Origin of the sequence: Streptomyces sp. NPDC093065 (genome assembly GCF_044754585.1) — a bacterium.
Classification (GTDB): Bacteria; Actinomycetota; Actinomycetes; order Streptomycetales; family Streptomycetaceae; genus Streptomyces.
Window position 1 is genome coordinate 18565 of record NZ_JBIVPJ010000013.1, and the last position, 19586, is coordinate 38150.

Annotated in this window: 17 protein-coding genes; 16 read left to right on the forward strand and 1 reads right to left on the reverse strand. The window is 73.5% G+C overall.

The window, feature by feature from the left end:
• The first annotated feature begins 114 nt into the window (after positions 1-114).
• Positions 115-2712, forward strand: a complete 2598-nt coding sequence (clpB, locus tag ACIQFU_RS22270; RefSeq protein ID WP_402553783.1) for an ATP-dependent chaperone ClpB — start codon at positions 115-117, stop codon at positions 2710-2712.
• A gap of 172 nt (positions 2713-2884) precedes the next feature.
• Positions 2885-3421, forward strand: a complete 537-nt coding sequence (locus tag ACIQFU_RS22275) for a YbjN domain-containing protein (protein ID WP_164418319.1) — start codon at positions 2885-2887, stop codon at positions 3419-3421.
• 81 nt (positions 3422-3502) lie between these two features.
• On the opposite strand, the gene ACIQFU_RS22280 is transcribed toward ACIQFU_RS22275, so the two are convergent.
• Positions 3503-4714 carry a pyridoxal phosphate-dependent aminotransferase gene (locus ACIQFU_RS22280; protein WP_402553784.1) on the reverse strand — a complete coding sequence of 404 codons (1212 nt, stop codon included), beginning with the start codon at positions 4712-4714 and terminating at the stop codon, positions 3503-3505.
• Between the two features lie 198 nt (positions 4715-4912).
• Here ACIQFU_RS22280 and ACIQFU_RS22285 point away from each other — a divergent pair, with 198 nt between their 5' ends.
• The 14 genes from ACIQFU_RS22285 to ACIQFU_RS22350 all read left to right on the forward strand — a co-directional run bounded on the left by ACIQFU_RS22285 (position 4913) and on the right by ACIQFU_RS22350 (position 19569).
• Complete coding sequence (locus ACIQFU_RS22285) at positions 4913-5215, forward strand: hypothetical protein (protein WP_402553786.1); 303 nt, start codon at positions 4913-4915, stop codon at positions 5213-5215.
• A 394-nt stretch (positions 5216-5609) separates the two neighbouring features.
• Positions 5610-6146: a DUF2617 family protein gene (locus tag ACIQFU_RS22290; RefSeq protein ID WP_402553787.1), complete on the forward strand. Its 537-nt coding sequence runs from the start codon at positions 5610-5612 to the stop codon at positions 6144-6146.
• Between the two features lie 121 nt (positions 6147-6267).
• Entirely contained in the window at positions 6268-7920 is a 1653-nt protein-coding gene (locus ACIQFU_RS22295; RefSeq protein WP_402553789.1) for a polyamine aminopropyltransferase, read from the forward strand.
• A gap of 261 nt (positions 7921-8181) precedes the next feature.
• Complete coding sequence (locus ACIQFU_RS22300) at positions 8182-9342, forward strand: sensor histidine kinase (protein ID WP_402553791.1); 1161 nt, start codon at positions 8182-8184, stop codon at positions 9340-9342.
• Positions 9339-10088 (forward strand): response regulator, encoded by a 750-nt coding sequence (locus ACIQFU_RS22305; RefSeq protein ID WP_402553793.1) that lies wholly within the window; start codon positions 9339-9341, stop codon positions 10086-10088. The genes ACIQFU_RS22300 and ACIQFU_RS22305 overlap by 4 nt, the downstream gene beginning before the upstream one ends.
• Positions 10089-10140: 52 nt before the next feature.
• Positions 10141-10980: an SRPBCC domain-containing protein gene (locus ACIQFU_RS22310; protein ID WP_402553795.1), complete on the forward strand. Its 840-nt coding sequence runs from the start codon at positions 10141-10143 to the stop codon at positions 10978-10980.
• A 571-nt stretch (positions 10981-11551) separates the two neighbouring features.
• Positions 11552-12358, forward strand: a complete 807-nt coding sequence (locus tag ACIQFU_RS22315) for an aldose 1-epimerase (RefSeq protein WP_402553796.1) — start codon at positions 11552-11554, stop codon at positions 12356-12358.
• A gap of 10 nt (positions 12359-12368) precedes the next feature.
• Complete coding sequence (gene pyrE, locus ACIQFU_RS22320; RefSeq protein WP_402553798.1) at positions 12369-12917, forward strand: orotate phosphoribosyltransferase; 549 nt, start codon at positions 12369-12371, stop codon at positions 12915-12917.
• 143 nt (positions 12918-13060) lie between these two features.
• A complete protein-coding gene (gene fbaA / locus ACIQFU_RS22325) occupies positions 13061-14092 on the forward strand; it encodes a class II fructose-bisphosphate aldolase (protein WP_402553800.1) in 1032 nt (343 codons plus the stop codon).
• 74 nt (positions 14093-14166) lie between these two features.
• The gene (locus ACIQFU_RS22330; protein ID WP_402553802.1) at positions 14167-15636 is read left to right on the forward strand and encodes an MFS transporter; all 1470 of its coding nucleotides are present in this window, start codon (positions 14167-14169) and stop codon (positions 15634-15636) included.
• Between the two features lie 219 nt (positions 15637-15855).
• On the forward strand, positions 15856-16269 hold the full coding sequence (locus ACIQFU_RS22335) for a DUF3151 domain-containing protein (RefSeq protein WP_387058408.1): 414 nt from the start codon (positions 15856-15858) through the stop codon (positions 16267-16269).
• Between the two features lie 145 nt (positions 16270-16414).
• Positions 16415-17230: a tryptophan 2,3-dioxygenase gene (locus tag ACIQFU_RS22340; RefSeq protein ID WP_402553804.1), complete on the forward strand. Its 816-nt coding sequence runs from the start codon at positions 16415-16417 to the stop codon at positions 17228-17230.
• On the forward strand, positions 17223-18455 hold the full coding sequence (gene kynU / locus ACIQFU_RS22345; RefSeq protein ID WP_402553805.1) for a kynureninase: 1233 nt from the start codon (positions 17223-17225) through the stop codon (positions 18453-18455). The genes ACIQFU_RS22340 and kynU overlap by 8 nt, the downstream gene beginning before the upstream one ends.
• A 193-nt stretch (positions 18456-18648) precedes the next feature.
• A complete protein-coding gene (locus tag ACIQFU_RS22350) occupies positions 18649-19569 on the forward strand; it encodes an alpha/beta hydrolase (protein ID WP_402553806.1) in 921 nt (306 codons plus the stop codon).
• The last annotated feature ends 17 nt before the right edge of the window (positions 19570-19586 follow it).

Genomic DNA, 19586 nt, shown 5'->3' on the forward strand with positions numbered 1-19586 from the left:
GGACCCGACCTTGAGTGGAATGGACTCAACTTTGTGTACGCTGGATGAGTCAGCACTGGGAGACTGGAAACAGGCCGGACCGCCGACGGCCGACGCGAGGAGGAGAACCGGAACGTGGACGCCGAGCTGACCAACCGGAGCCGGGACGCGATCAACGCGGCCAGCAACCGGGCCGTGACCGAGGGGAACGCCGACCTCACCCCCGCCCATCTGCTCCTCGCGCTGCTCCAGGGGCAGGACAACGAGAACATCACCGACCTGCTCGCCGCCGTCGAGGCCGACCTCGCCGCCGTGCGCTCCGGCGCCGAGCGCATCGTCGCCGGGCTGCCCAGCGTCACCGGGTCCACCGTCGCACCCCCGCAGCCCAGCCGTGAGATGCTCGCCGTGGTCGCCGACGCCCAGGCCCGCGCCAAGGAACTCGGGGACGAGTACCTCTCCACCGAGCACCTGCTCCTCGGCATCGCCGCGAAGGGCGGCGCGGCCGGTGAGGTACTGGAGGGGCAGGGAGCGAGTGCGAAGAAGCTGCAGGAGGCCTTCCGCAAGGCGAGGGGAGGGCGCCGCGTGACCACTCCCGACCCCGAGGGCCAGTACAAGGCCCTGGAGAAGTTCGGCACCGACCTCACCGCCGCCGCACGGGACGGAAAGCTCGACCCCGTCATCGGGCGGGACCAGGAGATCCGGCGCGTCGTACAGGTGCTGAGCCGGCGGACCAAGAACAACCCCGTGCTCATCGGCGAGCCCGGCGTCGGCAAGACCGCCGTCGTCGAAGGGCTCGCCCAGCGGATCGTCAAGGGGGACGTGCCCGAGTCGCTGAATGACAAGCGGCTGGTGGCGCTGGACCTCGGGGCCATGGTCGCCGGGGCCAAGTACCGCGGCGAGTTCGAGGAGCGGCTCAAGACAGTCCTCGCCGAGATCAAGGACTCCGACGGGCAGGTCGTCACCTTCATCGACGAGCTGCACACCGTCGTCGGCGCCGGCGCCGGCGGTGACTCCGCCATGGACGCCGGGAACATGCTCAAGCCGATGCTCGCGCGCGGCGAGCTGCGCATGGTCGGCGCGACCACGCTCGACGAGTACCGGGAGCGGATCGAGAAGGACCCCGCCCTGGAGCGGCGCTTCCAGCAGGTGCTGGTCGCCGAGCCGACCGTCGAGGACTCCATCGCGATCCTGCGCGGGCTCAAGGGACGGTACGAGGCGCACCACAAGGTGCAGATCGCGGACAGCGCGCTCGTGGCCGCCGCCGGCCTCTCCGACCGGTACATCACCTCCCGCTTCCTGCCCGACAAGGCCATCGACCTCGTCGACGAGGCCGCCTCCCGGCTGCGCATGGAGATCGACTCCTCGCCCGTCGAGATCGACGAACTCCAGCGCGCCGTCGACCGGCTGAAGATGGAGGAGCTCGCGATCGGCAAGGAGACCGACGCCGCCTCCCTCGAACGCCTGGAGCGGCTGCGGCGCGACCTCGCCGACAAGGAGGAGGAGCTGCGCGGCCTCAACGCCCGCTGGGAGAAGGAGAAGCAGTCCCTCAACCGGGTCGGCGAGCTGAAGGAGAGGCTCGACGAACTGCGCGGGCAGGCCGAACGCGCCCAGCGCGACGGCGACTTCGACACCGCCAGCAAGCTGCTCTACGGCGAGATCCCGACCCTGGAGCGCGACCTGGAGGCCGCCTCCGAGGCCGAGGAGGAGGTCGCCCGCGACACCATGGTCAAGGAGGAGGTCGGCGCCGACGACATCGCGGACGTCGTCGCCTCCTGGACCGGCATCCCCGCGGGCCGGCTGCTGGAGGGCGAGACGCAGAAGCTGCTGCGCATGGAGGACGAGCTCGGCAAGCGGCTCATCGGCCAGACCGAGGCCGTACGGGCCGTCTCCGACGCCGTACGACGTTCCCGCGCCGGGATCGCCGACCCCGACCGGCCGACCGGGTCGTTCCTCTTCCTCGGCCCGACCGGCGTCGGCAAGACCGAGCTGGCCAAGGCGCTCGCCGACTTCCTCTTCGACGACGAGCGGGCCATGGTCCGCATCGACATGAGCGAGTACAGCGAGAAGCACAGCGTCGCCAGGCTCGTGGGCGCCCCGCCCGGATACGTGGGCTACGAGGAGGGCGGCCAGCTCACCGAGGCCGTGCGGCGGCGGCCGTACACCGTCGTGCTGCTCGACGAGGTGGAGAAGGCGCACCCCGAGGTCTTCGACATCCTGCTCCAGGTGCTCGACGACGGGCGCCTCACCGACGGGCAGGGCCGCACCGTCGACTTCCGCAACACCATCCTGGTGCTCACCTCCAACCTGGGCAGCCAGTACCTGGTCGACCCGACGACCGGCGAGGCGGAGAAGAAGCAGCAGGTCCTGGACGTGGTCAGGGCGTCCTTCAAGCCGGAGTTCCTCAACCGGCTCGACGACCTGGTGGTCTTCTCGGCCCTCAGCAAGGAGGAGCTGAGCCGGATCGCACGGCTGCAGATCAACGGCCTGGCCCGGCGGCTCGCCGAACGCCGCCTCACCCTGGAGGTCACCGACGAGGCCCTGGCCTGGCTGGCGGAGGAGGGCAACGACCCGGCCTACGGCGCCCGCCCGCTGCGCCGCCTCGTGCAGACCGCGATCGGCGACCGGCTCGCCCGGGAGATCCTCTCCGGCGAGATCAAGGACGGCGACACGGTCCGCGTGGACCGCTTCGGCGACGACCTGATCGTGGGCCCGGCGAGCGGCAAGACGCTGTAGCCGACCGCCTCCGTTCCGCCCCGGCGGCCCTCTCATCGGGTTGCCGGGGCCCCGAAGGGGTACCCGACCGGCCGGATCAAGTCAGCCCAGGGCTGACAGGCCCACGGCGGGCTTGCCACGCCCCTCCCCGCATGGGGGAGGATGGCCAGATCCGTACGAAGGGAAATTCACGGTGAGCATCGACCCGTCCTCGATTCCGAACTTCGGGGGCAAGCAGCCCGAGCCGCAGCCCCAAGGACCGGCGGGCCCCGTCGTCCCGGACCAGGATCTCGTGAAGCAGCTCCTCGAGCAGATGGAGCTGAAGTACGTCGTCGACGACGAGGGCGACCTCGCGGCGCCGTGGGAGCAGTTCCGCACGTACTTCATGTTCCGCGGCGAGGGTGACCAGCAGGTCTTCTCGGTGCGGACGTTCTACGACCGGCCCCACCAGATCGACGAGAAGCCCCAGCTCCTGGAGTCGGTCGACGACTGGAACCGGCGCACCCTGTGGCCCAAGGTGTACTCCCACACCCACGACGACGGCACGGTCCGCCTGATCGGCGAGGCGCAGATGCTGATCGGCATGGGCGTCAGCCTGGAGCACTTCGTCTCCTCGACGGTCAGCTGGGTGCGGGCCGCCATCGAGTTCGACCGGTGGCTCGTGGAGCAGCTCGGTCTCGAACAGGACGTCAACGAGTCGGAGAAGCCGACCGACGAGGACGGCGAGTAGTCCGCCCCCGCGGCTGAGTCCCGCAGAGCCCGGCACCCCGTCACCGCGGGGTCCGGGCTCTCGTCGTACCGGTGTGCCTGCTCACGCCGCCGCCGACTTCAGCCGCCGCACCGCCTCCTCCAGCACCGGGGTCCGTTTGCAGAACGCGAACCGCACGAAGGGCGCGCCCGCCTCCCGGTGGTCGTAGAAGACCGCGTTGGGTACGGCGACTACCCCCGCGCGCTCGGGCAGGGAGCGGCAGAAGGCGATGCCGTCGCGCTCGCCGAGCGGGCGGATGTCGGTGGTGACGAAGTAGGTCCCGGCGGGCCGGTACACGCCGAAGCCCGCCTCGGCCAGCCCCGCGGCCAGCAGGTTCCGCTTGGCCTCCATGTCCTCCCGGTAGGCGGCGAAGTACGACTCTGGCAGCGCGAGCGCCTCGGCGACCGCGTACTGGAAGGGGCCCGCGCTGACGTACGTCAGGTACTGCTTGGCCGAGCGGACCGCCGCGAGCAGGGCGGGCGCGGCGGTGACCCAGCCGACCTTCCAGCCGGTGAACGAGAACGTCTTGCCGGCCGACCCGATGGTCACCGTGCGCTCCCGCATCCCCGGGAAGGTAGCGAGCGGGATGTGCTCGGCGGTGTCGAAGACCAGGTGCTCGTAGACCTCGTCGGTCACCACCAGCAGGTCCCGTTCCACGGCCAGCTCGGCGATCGCGGCCAGCTCCTCGCGGGTCAGGACCGTGCCCGTCGGGTTGTGCGGGGTGTTCAGCAGCAGGAGGCGGGTGCGGTCGGTGACCGCGTCGCGCAGCTCGTCCAGGTCCAGGCGGAAGCAGCCCTCCACGCCCGGCGCGTCCCCCGGGTGCGGGCGCAGGGTCACGGGCACGCGCGTACCGCCCGCCATCGCGATGCAGGCCGCGTACGAGTCGTAGTACGGCTCCAGCGCCACGACCTCGTCGCCGGGCTCGACCAGGGCCAGCAGGGCGGCGGCGATGGCCTCCGTGGCGCCGGCGGTGACCAGGACCTCGGTGCCGGGGTCGTAGGTCAGGCCGTAGCGGCGGAGCTGGTGGTCGGCGACGGCGGCGCGCAGCTCGGGGATCCCGGGGCCCGGCGGGTACTGGTTGCCGCGCCCGTCGCGCAGCGCCCGTACGGCGGCCTCGCGGACTTCCTCGGGGCCGTCGGTGTCGGGGAAGCCCTGACCGAGGTTGATCGCCCCGGTCGTCACGGCCAGGGCGGACATCTCGGCGAAGATCGTCGTCCCGAACTCCGCGAGCCGGCGGTTCAGGAGGGGGCGGGCGCTGGAGCTCATCGAGGTCATGGCGGTCATCCTGCGCCGAAGCTCTGGACTTCCTCAACTCTGCTTTGGGGCGTGGCGGCGAAGGGCATCTCCCGTTCACGCCGGTGAGTTCCACGGCGGGATCCACAGGCAACCGATACGCAGCGAGGCGTCCGACGGGGGACTGCTTCGGGGGGCTTCCGGGCGTGCCCGGAAGGGAAGGAGGGCGGAGCCGTGGTCATGGGCATCATCCTGTTCGTGGTCGCAGCCCTGGTGATCAGGGGACTCGTGGTGCGCCGGGGCGCTGCCCGCCGCCCCGTGCGGCGCAGGGGCGGGCGGGCGGCCACGCGCTGGTCCGGCACCGGCGGGGGCGGGGACGGCGGCGGCGACAACAGCTGGTGGGTCGGCGGCGGGGACGGCTCGTCCTCGGGCGGACACCACTCGGGCGGACACCACTCGGGCCACTCCTGCGGTGGCGGCTCGTCCTGCGGAGGCGGGTCGTCCTGCGGGGGAGGGGGCGGCGGATGCGGTGGAGGCAGCTGACACGGGGCAGCTGAGCTCCGGCAGGGGGAACCGCATCCCTCACGGGGCCCGCTCCTGGGCGGGCCCCGCGCTCCCGTCACGAGCGCCCGCCGGGGCCCACTCCCGGTGGGCGCTCCCACGCCCCGGCGCACTCCGTGCGGACGGGGTGTGCGCCACGGTTGAACAGTTGAGCTGTGGAGCCCCCTGAGGGATGGAAACGCCACGAAGTTGGGTAAAAACGCTGTGGCGGCGCCACCGTTCATGATTCGCTCTCCCTCACCAACGCAGCTCCTCGGACGACCTGTTGACCCCCCTCCTGACCGGCCGACTGGGCTGAGCGGGCCGCATCCCCGGCAGTGCCACGGATGCGCATGCCCCACACCTTCCTCTCCTTGTGTGCTTGCGGAGCCGATCCATGCTCACGACCCTGACAACCTCCTACACCGACACCCGCGCAGCCGACCTGGCCTGGGCCCTGGGGCGCGAGCCGCTGCCCGCGCTCGCCTGCCTCGACGTCGAACTGACGGACGCGAAACTGCAGTTGAGACTCCTCGGGGCCTCCCATCAAGTCCTGCTCGAGGAGGAGGGGGGCAGCTGTTCGGAGACGGTGGCGTGCATCCCGGGCAGCAGCACCCCCCTTCCGCTGGGCGTCGCCAAGCGGGTGGGCGACTGGGAGTACGAGTTCGCCGCCCGCGTGGAGGTGCTGACGCCGGGCTCCTTCGCCGGCCGCGCCCAGGAGCTGATCGCCCTCGTCTCCGACCACCCGCACGGCCTGGCCGGGGTCTTCCCGGGCAGTCCGCACGCCTTCACCGCGCTGCTGGCCCAGCGGCACGAGGGGCAGGTGCACTGGCGGACCTGGCACGCCTATCCGCAGGACGGCCAGTTGGTGGCGACCCGGACGCGGGTGGGCGTGCGGGTGCCGACGTCGCAGCTCAGGCCGTCCGCGGTGTGAGCGGGCGGGGTCCGGTCGCCCGAGCGGGTAAGGGCCGGATAAACCTGTGCCGCCCCACCGGACCCGAGTTTCACACGTGTGGGTGACGAAGCGCAGTGGGGGCGTGACGTAACGTCACTCCGTGATCGAACCGCACGCGCCCGCCCCGCCCGGCTCTCCGCCGTCCTGGGGCGGCCCCTGCGGTCCCGAGGCGCCCGCGCGGCTGCCCGTCCGCCCGGCCGTCGGGCGGTTCCTGGTGCTGGCGGGTGTGTTCGTGTGCGCGGCCTGCGGGCTCGTGTACGAACTCGAACTCGTCGCGATGGCCTCGTACCTGATCGGCGACTCGGTCACCCAGGCGTCCGTCGTCCTGTCCGTCATGGTCTTCGCCATGGGCCTCGGCTCGCTCGCCGCCAAACGGCTGCGCGGCCTCGCGGCGGCCGGCTTCGGCGCGCTCGAGGCCGCCCTAGCCCTCGTCGGCGGCTCCAGCGCGATGGTGCTGTACGCGGTCTTCGCCTGGACCGGCGGCTGGGGCGGCCTGTGGGCCGACGGCCCGCGCGTGCTGCTGGTCGCCTTCTCCCTCGCCATCGGCGTGCTGATCGGCGCCGAGGTGCCGCTGCTCATGGAGCTGATCCAGCGGGTGCGCAGGCAGGACCCGGGCGGTGCCGTCGCCGACCTGTTCGCCGCGGACTACGTCGGCGCGCTCGTCGGCGGCCTCGCCTTCCCGTTCGTGCTGCTGCCCTTCCTCGGCCAGCTCACCGGCGCGCTGCTCACCGGCACCGTCAACGCGGTCGTCGGTGCCGCCCTCGTCCTCGGCCTGTTCCGGCGGGACCTGACCCGCCGGGCGCGGTGGCTGCTGCTGACCGCCAACGCGGTCGTCCTCGCGCTCCTCGCCACGGCGACCGTCCTCGCCGACGACTTCGAACGCGCCGCCCGGCAGGCCGTGTACGGCCAGGACGTCCGCGTGGCCGTGCGGACCGACGTGCAGGAGGTCGTCCTCACCGGTGACAGCGACGGCCGGCCCCTCGACCTGTTCCTGGACGGCAGGCTGCGGGTGCGCGGCAGCGACGAGCGGCGCTACCACGAGGCGCTGGTGCACCCCGCCATGAACGGTCCCCACGCGCGCGTGCTCGTCCTCGGCGGCGGCGACGGCCTCGCCGCGCGGGAGGTCCTGCGCCACTCCGGCGTACGCCGCGTCGACGTCGTCGAAGTCGACCCCCAGCTCGCCCGGCTGGCCCGGCACGACCCCGGCCTGTCCACCCTCAACGAGCACGCCTACGGCGACGCGCGCGTCCACGTCGCCACGGGCGACGCCTTCCACCGGCTGCGCGCGACGCCCTCCGGGACGTACGACGTGGTGATCTCGGACCTGCCCGATCCGTCCGTCACGGCCAGCACGAAGCTGTACTCGCAGGAGTTCTACGGACTGCTGCGGCGGGTGCTCGCCCCCGACGGGCGGCTGGTGGTCCACGCGGGCCCGGTCGCCGCGCGGCCCCGGGCCTTCTGGACGGTGGACGCCACCCTGCGTTCGGCCGGCCTGCCGGCGGCCGCCTACCGCGTCGCCGCCCACGACCCCGGCGCCGCGCCCGGCCCCGACCGCACGGCCGGGCCCCGTCGCGCCCCCCGCGGCTGGGGCTTCCTCCTGGCCGCGCGCACGACCCCCGTCCCGCGCCTCGACCCGGCGGCACCCCGCCCGCGCACCCTCACACCGGGCTCGCTGGCCGGGGACGCCCGCGACGCGGCCCGCACCCAGATCCCGGGGCTGCCGCCCTCCACGCTGGTGCATCCCCGGTACTGAGCCCGGCGCGCGGGTGCCGCGACCGCGATCGTCCACACCCCGTGCGGCGGCCCGGCCCTCCCCCCCCGGACACGGAACGGACCGCCACACCCCCCGGTGGATCGCTCGCACCGAGAACCTAAGGCCACCCCGCACCTCGCGGAATCCGGCGGTGGGTGGAGACCGGGGCCAACCCGGCGCGGTAGCCGCCCGGTTCCTGCAACTTCCGCGGTACGGCGGAAGGATGACGCCGACGTCGGTCGGCCGACCTACGCTGCGGGAATGCCCCTCCACCCCCTGGTGGCCGACGGCCTGATCGCCGCGGCGCTGACGACCGTGGCCGTCCTGCTCGGCACCGAGGCCGTCGCCCAGGGGTGGCCCGCGCTCGACCCCCTCGCCTGGACGCTCGTCGCCCTGCTGACCCTCCCCCTCGCCCTGCGCACCCGCGCCCCCGTCACCGTCTGCCTCGCCGTCCACGCCTGCTGGACGGTCTACGTCGCGCTCGGCTACTGGCCCGTCGTCGGCTCCTTCGGCCCCATGCTCGCCGTCTACACCGTCGCCTCGCTGCGCCCCACCCGCACCGCCGCCGCCTGCGCCGCCCTGCTCGCCGGCGTCTGGATCTACGCCGGGCTGCACAGTGACGCCGGGGCGATGGCCTCGGTGGCGGGGCAGGCCGTGGGATTCCCGCTGGTGCTGTGGCGGTTCGGGTACGTGGCCCGCCGGACCGGCGAGCTGACGCTGCGGCTGCGGGCCGAACAGGCCGACCGGGCACGGCGCGAGGTCGCCGGGGAACGCGTGCGGATCGCCCGCGAACTGCACGACGTGGTCGCCCACCACATCGCCGTCATCAACGTCCAGGCCGGCCTCGCCCGCTTCGTCTTCCGCTCCGACGCCCGCACCGCGCGCGACGCCCTGGACACCATCGAGGGCGCCAGTGGCGAGGCCCTGGCCGAACTGCGCCGCATGCTCGGCCTGCTGCGGGCCGACGGCGTGCAGGGCGCGGACGGCGCGCCCGCCCCCGGCCTCGACCAGCTCGACGAGATGGTCACCCGGGTGCGCACCGGCGGCGTCGGCGTGGAGCTGCGCGTCACGGGCACCCCGCGCCCCCTGCCGCCCGGCGTCCAGCTGTGCGTCTACCGGGTGGTGCAGGAGGCCCTCACCAACGTGCTCAAGCACGCGCCCGGCGCGGACGCAGCCGTGGAACTGGCCTACCGCGCGGGCGAGGTGACGGTGTCGGTGACCGACGGCGGACCGTCCGGGGGACCGGATCCGGACACACCTGCCGAGCGGGGCGGACACGGCTTGATCGGGATGCGGGAGAGGGCCAAGCTCTACGGCGGGACGATCGTCGTCGGCCCGCGCAGCGAGGGTGGATTCGGCGTGCGCCTGACCCTGCCGACGCCGGTACAGGCCGCACGCCGGGGAGACACCGTCACGGAATGACCGACGCAGACGAAGACCGCCCGTCGGACGGGCCGCACCGGGGCGCCGCCGGGCCGATACGCCTGCTCGTCGTCGACGACCAGTTCCTCGTCCGCAGCGGCCTCGCCACGCTGCTGCGCGCCGCACCCGGCATGGAGGTCGTCGGCGAGGCGGCCGACGGCGCCCAGGCGGTGGCGCTGGCCGCGCGGACCCGGCCGGACGTCGTCCTGATGGACATCCGCATGCCCGGCCTCACCGGCATCCAGGCCACCGAGCGGATCATCGCCGAGTCGGTGGACCCCGCGCCCCGCGTTCTCGTCCTGACCACCTTCGACCTCGACGAGTACGTGTACGGCGCCCTGCGGGCGGGCGCCTCCGGTTTCCTGCTCAAGGATGCGGGCCCCGAACGGCTGCTGGCCGCGATCACCGCGGTGCACGGCGGTGACGCGCTCTTCGCCCCCGCGGTCACCCGGCGTCTGGTGGAGGCGTTCACGCGGATGACGGACACGGGGCGCGGCGGACCGCCGGACGCCCCTTCGCCGCCCGGGCTGACGGCGCTGACCGGGCGTGAGGCCGAGGTGCTGGAGCTGGTGGCCCGCGGGCTGAGCAACGCCGAGGCCGCCGACCGCCTCTTCATCAGCGAGGCCACCGTGAAGACCCACCTGAACCGCACGATGACCAAGCTAGGCCTGACCAGCAGGGCCCAGGCGGTGGTCGTGGCCTACGAGACGGGACTGGTGACGCCGGGCGGCGCGGGCGGCGGGTGACTTTGCGCCGACGGGGGGTGCACCGGGCGCCCGCTGGGTAGGCTGCGCTGACATGGAGCATGAGGTGTTCGTTCCGGTTCCGGCCGAGCGGCTCAGGGACGTGCTGGCCGACCCCGTCCGGGTCGCCCGGGCGGTCCCGGGGCTCCAGCAGGACGCCGGTGCCGAGCCCGTCGCGGGCCGGCTGAAGGTGCGCATCGGCAGCCACTCCATCACCTACCGCGGTTCCCTGCGCCTGTCCGCGCGGGAGGACGGCACATACGCCGTCGACGGCGAGGCCACCGAGTCCCGGGGCACCGGCACGGTCACGCTCGCGCTGACCCTCCGCGCGGACGAGGCCGACGGCGGCGCCACCCTCACCTTCGCCGGGACGGCCGACGCGGACGGCCGTGTAACCGAGCTGCCGGCGGATTCGGTCGCGTCGGCCACGGCCCGGCTGCTGACCCGGTTCGCGGAGAACCTCGGCACGGCGGCGCAGGCACCCCCGGAGCCGGAAGAAGCGGAGCCGGAGCCGGAGGCGCGGCACACCTCCGTCTTCGACACGGAGATCCCCCCGCCCTCCCTCACGGACACGGACGAGGACGGCGAGGCCGCGGGCGCGGACAAGAGCGCGGACACAGGCGGGGACACGACCGGGGACCGGGAGGCCGAGGCGACGCCCCCCGCCGACGAACCGGTCGTCCAGCCCCCCGCCGAGGCCGCCCACGCACGCCGCACGATGATCGGCCGCAGCGCCGAGGAGGTGGACCACGCCCCGCCGCGCGGCCGGTACGCCCCCGTGCCCGCACCCCAGGCGAGCGCGGTCGGCGCCCCCCTGCGCTGGGCCGCCCCCGCGGCCGCGCTGGTCGTGGCGTCGGCGATCGTGGTCGGCCGCGCGCTCCGCAAACGCCGCTGAACCACGGCGGAGCCTGCCCTGCCGACCACGGCGGAATCCGGCCCGCTGACCATGGCGGAGCCTGTCCCGCCGACCACGGCGGAGCCCGTCCCGCTGACCATGGCGGAGCCTGCCCTGCCGACCACGGCGGAATCCGGCCCGCTGACCATGGCGGAGCCTGTCCCGCCGACCACGGCGGAATCCGGCCCGCCGACCATGGCGGAACCCGCCCCGTCGGCTGCGGCGAAGCCCGCCCCGTCGGCTGCGGTGGGCCCCGCTCCGTCGGCTGCGGTGGAGCCGCCCCGCCGACTACGACGAGCCTGTCCCGCCGACCACAGGCCAGCTGCCCGCCCCGCCGACCGTCGCCGGACGGGCCCGGCGGCCCGCCGGGGGCACCCCTGTGTCCCGCTGCGGGGGGGGGAATCCCCGAGACCGTCACGGGAGTGGTCCCGAGACTCGCCACGCGACCCCGCCCCCGCGATCCGCCACAGGCCCCCGGCCGTAACCCGGAACCCGTCCCGGCCGTCACCCGGAACCCTCCCCGGCCCCCGGCCGGCTGGGGTGGCGGTGATCGCCCCAGTAGGGTCGTGGCGTGAGTAACGAACCCATCACGCTGACCGCGGATGACGCGGAGGCGACCGTGCTGCCGGGCAACGGCGGCCGGATCGGCGGGCTCCGGGTCGGCGGCACGGAGCTGCTCCGCCAGGGCGAACGCTACGGCTGCTTCCCGATGGTCCCCTGGTGCGGCCGCATCCGCGACGGCCGCTTCAGCGACGGCGCCGTGGTCCACCAGATGCCCCTGAACTCCCCACCGCACGCCATCCACGGCACCGCCCGCGACGCCGCCTGGCACACCGCCCGCGTCAGCGGGAACGAGGCCGTCCTCACGTACGACCTCGTCGAACCCTGGCCCTACACCGGCCGCGTCACCCAGGTGATCGCCCTCGCCGAGGACGCGCTCACGCTGACGATGTCCGTGGAGACGTACGAGTCGTCCTTCCCGGCGCAGATCGGCTGGCACCCCTGGTTCAACCGGACCCTCGACGGCGGGAACGGCCGGAACGGCCCGGGTGCCGAGATCGCCTTCGACCCCGCATGGCAGGAGGAGCGCGGCGACGACCACCTCCCCACCGGCAACCGCGTCGAGGCGAAGCCGGGACCCTGGGACGACTGCTTCGGCATGCCCGACGGCGTCGACGTCACGCTGACCTGGCCGGGGCGGCTGGAGCTGAAGGTGACCAGCCCGGAGCAGTGGGTCGTGGTGTACGACGAGCAGGAGGCCGCAGTCTGCGTGGAACCGCAGACCGGACCGCCCAACGGCCTGAACACCCTCCCCCGCCTGGTCACGCCCCTGGAGCCGCTGGAGGCCACGACCACCTGGGCCTGGCGCCGCCTTTAAGCTGGCGTACATGACGGACGTACGCGGCGAGCTGCTGCAGCAGATCAAGGACAAGGCCGTGGTGCACGGCAAGGTGACCCTCTCCTCGGGTCTGGAGGCCGACTACTACGTCGACCTGCGCCGCATCACCCTGGACGGCGAGGCCGCGCCCCTGGTCGGGCAGGTGCTGCTGGACCTGACCGCCGATCTCGAGTACGACGCGGTGGGCGGGATGACCCTGGGCGCCGACCCGGTCGCCGGGGCCATGCTGCACGCCGCCGCGGCGCGGGGCCGGAAGCTGGACGCCTTCGTCGTCCGCAAGGCCGCCAAGACCCACGGGATGCAGCGGCGCGTCGAGGGCCCGGACATCGAGGGCCGCCGCGTCCTGGTCGTCGAGGACACCTCCACCACCGGCGGCACCCCGCTCGCCGCCGTCGAGGCCGTGCGCGAGGCCGGTGCCGAGGTGGTCGCCGTCGCGACGATCGTCGACCGGGCGACCGGGGCCGGCGAGAAGATCCAGGACGGCGCGGGGGTGCCGTACCTGTACGCGTACGACAAGGACGAACTGGACCTGGACTGAGACCGGGGGACGAGACGGGACCGGGGCCCACTCGGGTATTCCCGTTTCGTCTGGAAGGATGGGGCCGACGATGACGTCGCCCCCCAGTTCTAGGTCAGGGCCATAAGCAGAACACGCCCACCGCACATACAAGGAGCGGACAGATGCCCATCGCAACTCCCGAGGTCTACAACGAGATGCTGGACCGGGCGAAGGCAGGAAAGTTCGCCTACCCGGCCATCAACGTGACCTCTTCCCAGACGCTGCACGCCGCCCTGCGCGGTTTCGCGGAGGCGGAGAGCGACGGCATCGTCCAGATCTCCACCGGCGGCGCCGAGTTCCTGGGCGGCCAGCACAACAAGGACATGGTGACCGGCGCCGTCGCCCTCGCCGAGTTCGCGCACATCGTCGCCGAGAAGTACGACGTCACCGTCGCCCTGCACACGGACCACTGTCCCAAGGACAAGCTCGACGGGTACGTACGTCCGCTGATCGCCGTCTCCGAGGAGCGCGTCAAGGCCGGCCGCAACCCGCTCTTCCAGTCGCACATGTGGGACGGCTCCGCCGAGACCCTCGCCGACAACCTCTCCATCGCCCAGGAGCTCCTGGAGCGCGCCCGCGCCGCCAAGATCATCCTTGAGGTCGAGATCACCCCGACCGGCGGCGAGGAGGACGGCGTCTCGCACGAGATCAACGACTCCCTCTACACCACGGTCGACGACGCGGTCCGCACCGTCGAGGCCCTGGGCCTGGGCGAGAAGGGCCGCTACCTGCTCGCCGCGTCCTTCGGCAACGTGCACGGCGTCTACAAGCCGGGCAACGTCGTGCTCCGCCCCGAGCTGCTCAAGGAGCTGAACGAGGGCATCGCGTCGAAGTACGGCCGGCCGGCCGGCAGCAAGCCGTTCAACTTCGTCTTCCACGGCGGCTCCGGCTCCACCGCCGAGGAGATCGCGACCGCGCTGGAGAACGGTGTGGTCAAGATGAACATCGACACGGACACCCAGTACGCCTTCACGCGTCCCGTCGTCGACCACATGTTCCGCAACTACGACGGCGTCCTGAAGGTCGACGGCGAGGTCGGCAACAAGAAGACCTACGACCCGCGCACCTGGGGCAAGCTGGCCGAGGCCGGCATGGCCGCGCGCGTCGTCGAGGCCTGCGGCCACCTGCGTTCGGCGGGCCAGAAGATCAAGTAACCTCCGGCCGTCCGCACGGCCTTTTGCACGAGCCCGGCGCCCCCGCGTGCCGGGCTCGCTGTATACCTGGGGGCATGCCCGATGTCCGGCTGGCCTCACCGCAGGGCAAATGGATCCTGCTGACCACCGTCCTCGGTTCCAGCATGGCGCTGCTGGACTCGACCGTCGTCAACGTCGCGCTGCCCCACATCGGCCGCGACCTCGGCGCCGACCTCGCCGCGCTGCAGTGGACCGTCAACGCCTACATGGTCACGCTGGCCGGTCTGATCCTCCTCGGCGGCGCCCTCGGCGACCGGTTCGGACGCCGCCGGATCTTCGTCCTCGGCGTGCTGTGGTTCGCCGCCGCGTCCCTGCTGTGCGGCCTCGCGCCGAACGCCGGTGTGCTGATCGCCGCCCGCGCCCTCCAGGGCGTCGGCGGGGCGCTGCTCACGCCCGGCTCCCTCGCCCTCATCCAGGCCTCCTTCCACGCCGACGACCGCGGCCGGGCGGTGGGCCTGTGGTCGGGCTTCGGGGGCGTCGGCGCGGCGGTGGGGCCGTTCCTCGGGGGCTGGCTGGTGGACGGCGCGGGCTGGCGCTGGGTGTTCCTGCTCAACGTCCCGCTGGCGCTGCTGTGCGCCCCGATCGCGCTGCGGCACGTACCCGAGTCCTCGGACCAGCGCGCCCACACGCGCTTCGACGTGCTCGGCGCGGCCCTGTGTGCGGCAGCCCTGGCGCTGCTCACGTACGCGCTGATCGAGGCCCGTACGGCGTCCTGGGCGGTGGCGGTCAGCGCGGTGGCCGGTGCGGTGGCCGCCGTGGCCTTCGTCCTCGTCGAGCGGCGTGGCAAGGACCCGATGATGCCGCTGGACGTCTTCTCCTCCCGCCAGTTCACGGCGGTCAACATCGTCACCCTGTGCGTGTACGCGGCCTTCGGCGGTTTCTTCTTCCTCGCCGCGCTCCAGCTCCAGGTCGTCGTCGGCTGGTCCGCGCTGGCCGCCGGTACGGCCCTGCTGCCGACCACCGTCCTGATGCTGCTGCTCTCGGCCCGCTCCGGCGAACTCGCCGAGCGGCTCGGCCCGCGCCTCCAGCTCACCGTGGGCCCCCTGCTCTGCGCCGCCGGGATGGTGCTGATGCTGCGGGTCGGCCCCGGCGCCTCGTACCTCGCCGACGTGCTGCCCGCCCTGCTGGTGCTCGGCCTCGGGATGGTCACGCTGGTGGCCCCGCTGACGGCGAGCGTCCTGGCCGCCGTGGACACCGCGCGCGCCGGCCTGGCCAGCGGCATCAACAACGCGGCGGCCCGTGCGGCGGGGCTCGTCGCGGTGGCCGCGCTGCCGCTGCTCACCGGCATGGGGGAGGAGGCCTACCGGTCGGCGTCGGCGTTCGACGACGCCTTCGGTCCGGCGATGCTGATCTGCGCGGGCATCCTGGTGGCAGGCTCCCTGATCGCCTTCACCACGGTGCGCCGCCCGGCCCCGGACTGCCCCCGCCCCGAGTGCCGCACCCACGGCTCGGTCCTGACACCCCCGCTGGAGCAAGGGGCGCGGGGAACCGCGCACGAAAGGTGACGCAGGGCACCGCCTCGGACCGACGCCCTCAAGGGGCGCGGGGAACCGCGCACGGAAGGAAACTCAGGGCACCGCCCTGGCCGACGCCCCGGTGACGCCCCCAAGGGGCGCGGGGAACTGCGCGCTCAACCACAACGCACCCGCACCCGACAACGCACCCCACCCCACCGCACCCACAGCCCCGTCCAGCTGCCGCCGGCGATGCCGCAGACTTGTCCCATGTCCATTCACGAGAACCTCCTCGGGGGCCCGCCCCCGACCCACCTCCCCGACGACCCCGGCCCCCGCGAGCTCCTGGCGGGCGGCACCTCCCCCGCCGACGTCGCCGCGAAGTACCCGACGTCCTCGCTCGCCTGGGCCCGCCTGGCCGACGAGGCGTTCGAGCGGGGCAGCGTCGTGGAGTCGTACGCGTACGCCCGTACGGGCTACCACCGCGGCCTCGACGCCCTGCGCCGCAGCGGCTGGAAGGGCCACGGCCCGGTGCCCTGGGAGCACGAGCCGAACCGCGGCTTCCTGCGCGCCCTGCACGCCCTCGCCCGCGCCGCCCAGGCGATCGGCGAGAAGGAGGAGTACGAGCGCTGCAGCCAGTTCCTGAAGGACTCCTCGCCGAGCGCGGCCGAGGTGCTGGGCTGACTCCGGCGTACGCCCTGGCCCGCCCGCCGTGCGCGGGCGGGCCTTGCGGTTTCCTGCGACGATTGCGGAGGATGCCGTTGGGGACCGGGGCCCCGTGCCGGTAACGGCAGGGCGGACCGCTACCCGTGCACTTCAGGAGACAGCGATGTCCCACGACGCCCCGAATCTCGACTTCGAGGGCAGCACGCCGTACGAGGACTACGTCAAGGCGGACGTGCTCACCCATCTCCAGCACACCCTCTCCGACGATCCCGGCGAGATGGTCTTCCTGGTCACGACCCAGGTCATGGAGCTGTGGTTCACCGTCATCGTCCACGAATGGGAGACCGCCGCCCGCGCCCTGCGCGAGGACCGGATCCCGGTGGCGACCGACGCGCTCAAGCGCTCGGTACGGGAGCTGGAGGCGCTCAACGCCTCCTGGACACCCCTGGGGCAGCTCACCCCGGCCCAGTTCAACTCCTACCGGTCCGCCCTCGGCGAGGGCTCCGGCTTCCAGTCGGCGATGTACCGCCGCCTGGAGTTCCTGCTCGGCGACAAGTCCGCCTCCATGCTGGTCCCGCACCGCGGCGCCCCGCGCGTCCACGCGGAACTGGAGAAGGCGCTGCACGAACCGAGCCTGTACGACGAGGTGGTCCGGCTGCTCGCCCGGCGCGGGTACGACATCCCGGACGCCGTGCTCCAGCGCGACGTCACCCGGAAGTACGAGGCCGCCCCCGAGGTGGAGGCCGCCTGGACGGCCGTCTACTCCGGCGACCAGAACGGCGAGCTGGCCCGCCTCGGTGAGGCCCTCACCGACGTCGCCGAGCTGGTGTGGCGCTGGCGCAACGACCACCTGGTCGCCACCCGGCGCGCGATGGGCGCCAAGACCGGAACGGGCGGCTCCGCCGGGGTGGCCTGGCTGGAGAAGCGGGCCCGGGGCAACGTGTTCCCCGAGCTGTGGACGGCGCGGTCGTATGTCTGAGCCGACGAGCCTCGCGGGCGAGGCGGAGAGGCTGGACGCCGCCGACCCGCTGGCCGCGGTCCGCGAGCGGTTCGTCCTCGACGACGTCACCTACCTCGACGGCAACTCGCTGGGCGCCCTCCCCGCGCACGTCCCCGCGCGCGTGGCGGACGTCGTACGGCGCCAGTGGGGCGACCTGCGCATCCGGTCCTGGGAGGAGAGCGGCTGGTGGACCGCGCCGGAGCGGATCGGCGACCGGATCGCCCCGCTGGTCGGCGCGGGAGCCGGGCAGGTCGTGGTCGGCGACTCGACCAGCGTCAACGTCTTCAAGGCGCTCGTCGCGGCGGTGCGCATGGCGCAGGAGGACGGTGGCACCGATGGCGGGGCCGGTCCGGTCCGGGACGAGATCCTGGTCGACGCCACCACCTTCCCCACGGACGGGTACATCGCCGAGTCGGCGGCCCGGATGACGGGGTGCGCCCTGCGTCCCGTGACCCCGGCCGAGGTCCCCGGCGCCCTGGGCGACCGCACCGCCGCCGTGCTCCTCAACCACGTCGACTACCGCACGGGCAGACTGCACGACCTGCCCGCGCTGACGGCCGCGGTGCACGCGGCGGGGGCGTACGCCGTCTGGGACCTGTGCCACAGCGCGGGCGCGCTGCCGGTCGGGCTCGACGAACACGGCGTCGACCTGGCGGTCGGCTGTACGTACAAGTACCTCAATGGCGGCCCCGGCTCGCCCGCCTACCTGTACGTGCGGCGCGACCTCCAGCCCCGTTTCGACTCCCCGCTGCCGGGCTGGAACTCGCACGCCGAGCCGTTCGGCATGCGGTCCGAGTACGCACCGGCCTCCGGCGCGGTGCGCGGCCGGGTCGGGACACCGGACATCCTCTCCCTGCTCGCCCTGGAGGCGGCGCTGGACGTGTGGGACGAGGGCGGGGTCTCCGTGGCGGCGGTGCGGGAGAAGTCGCTGGCCCTGACGGACTTCTTCCTGCGCTGCGTCGGGGCGTACGTCCCGGACGGCCGCGTCGAGTCCGTGACCCCGGCGGCGCATGCCGAGCGGGGCAGCCAGGTCGCGCTGCGCTGTGACGACGCCGGAGAGGTCATGAAGCGGCTGATCGAGCGCGGGGTGGTCGGGGACTACCGGGCGCCCGACGTGCTGCGCTTCGGCTTCACCCCGCTGTACGTCGGCTTCGCTGACGTGGAGCGGGCGGCGCGGGTGCTGGCCCGGACACTGACCGGCTGAGCCGGGCGGTCCCGAGGGGTTCGGAGCGAGGGGAGCGAAGGAGCGAGAGGGTGGGGGCCGGGACGCATCGTCCGGCCCTCACCCAGCGTCACATCCCCATGTCCGCGCACGTCACCGGCCTGATAACGTCCCGCCAACGGCCGATTTCATTCCCCCGGTCCGCCAACACCGTTTCTTCGCTGAGAGGTTGAGCATGCCGGACGCCGACGCAGAACCGGGCACCGCTGCCGCGAGGAACGCGGCGGAGGAGAAATCGGCCTTCTCGCATCCGGCGGTCGAGCCCGACTCCACCGCCGGTTACGGCGACCACCCCGACCAGGTGATCGACTTCTACGTGCCGCACGAGGGTGCGGGGCCGGGCGGGGCCGCTCCCATCGTGGTCGTCCTGCACGGCGGCTCGTGGCGCGCCCCGTACGACCGGCGGCACATCAGCCCCTTCGCCGGCTTCCTGGCCCGGCGGGGTTTCGCGGTGGCCAGTGTGGAGTACCGGCGCGGGGCGGAGGGCTCGGGCACCGACGGTGCAAGGGGCCCAGAGGAGCCCGGGGGCCCCGTCGCGGGGCGCTGGCCCGACACGTTCGACGACGTGGCCGCCGCGCTGGACGCGCTGCCGGAGCTGGTCCGGCAGCACCTGCCGACGGCGGACGTCCGCCGTACGGTGCTCACCGGCCACTCCGCGGGCGGCCACCTCGCCCTGTGGGCGGCCGCCCGGCACCTGCTGCCCGCGGACGCCCCGTGGCGGACCGACCGCCCGACGCCCCTGCGCGGCGTGGTCGCGCTCGCGCCCATCGCCGACTTCGAGGTCGCCGACAAGCTCGACGTGTGCGGCGGCGCGGCGCGGCAACTGCTCGGTGACGGCGAGCTGTTCGCCGAGCGCCGCCCGTACACGGACCCCGCCCTGCTGCTGCCCACGGGAATCGCGACGACCCTCGTGCAGGGCCGCGCCGACGTGGACGTCCCGCAGGCCGTCGCCGAGTCGTACGCGGACGCGGCGGCGAAGGCCGGGGAGGTGGTGGGGGTGACGCTGCTGGAGGACGTCGGCCACTACCCGCTGATCGACCCGGCGGCGGACGCGTGCGCGGTGGTGACGGAGGAGATCGCGCAACTCGCTTGGTGAGCCGGGGGACGGGTGGG

Bases quoted from the DNA above. Each gene is read 5' to 3' on its own strand.
- ACIQFU_RS22280 (WP_402553784.1), bottom strand. From the start codon at position 4,714: ATGACCTCGATGAGCTCCAGCGCCCGCCCCCTCCTGAACCGCCGGCTC.
- ACIQFU_RS22285 (WP_402553786.1), top strand. From the start codon at position 4,913: ATGGGCATCATCCTGTTCGTGGTCGCAGCCCTGGTGATCAGGGGACTC.
- ACIQFU_RS22290 (WP_402553787.1), top strand. From the start codon at position 5,610: ATGCTCACGACCCTGACAACCTCCTACACCGACACCCGCGCAGCCGAC.
- ACIQFU_RS22300 (WP_402553791.1), top strand. From the start codon at position 8,182: ATGCCCCTCCACCCCCTGGTGGCCGACGGCCTGATCGCCGCGGCGCTG.
- ACIQFU_RS22305 (WP_402553793.1), top strand. From the start codon at position 9,339: ATGACCGACGCAGACGAAGACCGCCCGTCGGACGGGCCGCACCGGGGC.
- ACIQFU_RS22310 (WP_402553795.1), top strand. From the start codon at position 10,141: ATGGAGCATGAGGTGTTCGTTCCGGTTCCGGCCGAGCGGCTCAGGGAC.
- pyrE (WP_402553798.1), top strand. From the start codon at position 12,369: ATGACGGACGTACGCGGCGAGCTGCTGCAGCAGATCAAGGACAAGGCC.
- fbaA (WP_402553800.1), top strand. From the start codon at position 13,061: ATGCCCATCGCAACTCCCGAGGTCTACAACGAGATGCTGGACCGGGCG.
- ACIQFU_RS22330 (WP_402553802.1), top strand. From the start codon at position 14,167: ATGCCCGATGTCCGGCTGGCCTCACCGCAGGGCAAATGGATCCTGCTG.
- ACIQFU_RS22335 (WP_387058408.1), top strand. From the start codon at position 15,856: ATGTCCATTCACGAGAACCTCCTCGGGGGCCCGCCCCCGACCCACCTC.
- ACIQFU_RS22340 (WP_402553804.1), top strand. From the start codon at position 16,415: ATGTCCCACGACGCCCCGAATCTCGACTTCGAGGGCAGCACGCCGTAC.
- kynU (WP_402553805.1), top strand. From the start codon at position 17,223: ATGTCTGAGCCGACGAGCCTCGCGGGCGAGGCGGAGAGGCTGGACGCC.
- ACIQFU_RS22350 (WP_402553806.1), top strand. From the start codon at position 18,649: ATGCCGGACGCCGACGCAGAACCGGGCACCGCTGCCGCGAGGAACGCG.